The 1,580-nt window shown below is 72.5% G+C and carries 1 protein-coding gene; it reads left to right on the top strand.

The features are described 5' to 3' along the window. A partial coding sequence (locus V7050_RS20960) for a phage tail protein (protein ID WP_324411278.1) occupies positions 1-1,580 on the top strand: 1,580 nt, incomplete at both ends.

Raw genomic sequence — 1,580 nt, 5'->3', positions numbered from 1 at the left:
CCGGCGCTGACCGACGTCTGGACGGACGGGGCGAACTGGCGGCTCGGCCACTGGCTGACGGGGCGGCTCGGCGCGGTGTCACTGGCCGCGCTGGTTCGGCACCTCTGCCTGCGCGCCGGGCTGCCCGAAGACCGCATCGACGTCACCGGGCTCTGGGGCGCGGTCGAGGGCTACGCCATCACGGCGCTCGAGAGCCCGCGCGCCTCGATCACCACACTGTCGCGGCATTTCGGCTTCGACGCCGTCGAGACCGAGGGGGTGATCCGCTTCATCATGCGCGGGCGAGCCTCCGTAGCCACCCTTGCGCCCGACGATCTGGTCGCCGCCCGCGAGGGCGACGTGCTCGAACTGACCCGCGGCCAGGAGACCGAACTGCCGCAGGCGCTGAAGTGGCAGGTCGCGCGGGCCGACGAGGACTACGACGCGGCCCTCGTCGAAGCCCGGCGCATCACGGTGGACACGACGCGGATTGCCTCGGAGTCCTTCCCCATGGCCGTGCCGCCCGAGGAGGCCGAACGCCGCTGCCGCCGCGCACTCATGGAGGCATGGGTGGGGCGCGAGACGGCGGCGTTCCGTCTGCCGCCCTCGCGCCTGGCGCTCGATCCGGCCGACGTGATCCGGCTCGAGCACGACGGGCGGCTGGTCGATCTGCGGCTCGTCTCCATCGCCGACGCCGAGGCGCGCGGGATCGAGGCGGTGCGCCAGGACCGGGCGTCTTACGATCTACCGCCCGGCGATCCCCGCGCTGCGTCACTGACGCGCGCCGTGGTGTTCGGCGCACCGGATGCGGTGCTGATGGACCTGCCGCAGCTGACCGAGGACCAGCCGGCGCATCGACCGATGGTCGCCGCGCACGCCGTTCCCTGGCCCGGCGAGATCGCGGTATTCCGAAGCCCCTCGACGGATGGGTTTGAGCTGCTGACTACATTCGGGAGCCGCGCCCGGATCGGCGCGCTGGTCTCGGACTTCTACGCGGGCCCCACCTCACGCTTCGATCTCGGCAATGCGCTGATCATCGATCTGCTGACCGGCACGCTGGAGAGCGTGACCGACCTGACGCTGTTCGGAGGGGCCAACGCGCTCGCCATCGAGAGCGCGCCCGGCGTCTGGGAGATCGTGCAGGCGGGCGCGGCAGAACTTCTGGCGCCGGGCCGGTATCGCCTGACCCGGCTCCTGCGCGGCCAGCGCGGCACGGAAGGCGCCATGGGCAATCCCGCGCCCGCCGGCGCGCGGGTGGTGGCGCTCGACGACAGCCTCGCATCGCTGCCGATCGCCGAGGCCGATCTCGGCATCCCGTGGAACTGGCGCATCGGCCCGGCGAGCCGCCCGGTCAGCGACGAGACCTATGTGGCGCAGACTTTCATGCCCGGGGGCGTCGGGCTTCGGCCATTCTCGGTGGCCCATGTCGAGCAGCCGTGGCGCCGGCCGCGCACTGTGGGGGACCTGACCATCCGCTGGACGCGCCGGTCCCGCGCGCTCGCGGCCGACAGCTGGGGCGGGCTCGAAGTGCCGATGGCCGAGGAGCTGGAAGGCTACGAGGTCGAAATCCTCGACGGCGCCACCGTGAAGCGGGTGCTGAG

The sequence above is a fragment of the Amaricoccus sp. genome (genome assembly GCF_036846665.1).
Classification (GTDB): Bacteria; Pseudomonadota; Alphaproteobacteria; order Rhodobacterales; family Rhodobacteraceae; genus Amaricoccus.
The sequence above is the reverse complement of the archived record's forward strand: the minus strand, read 5'-3'. Positions and strand labels throughout refer to the sequence as shown.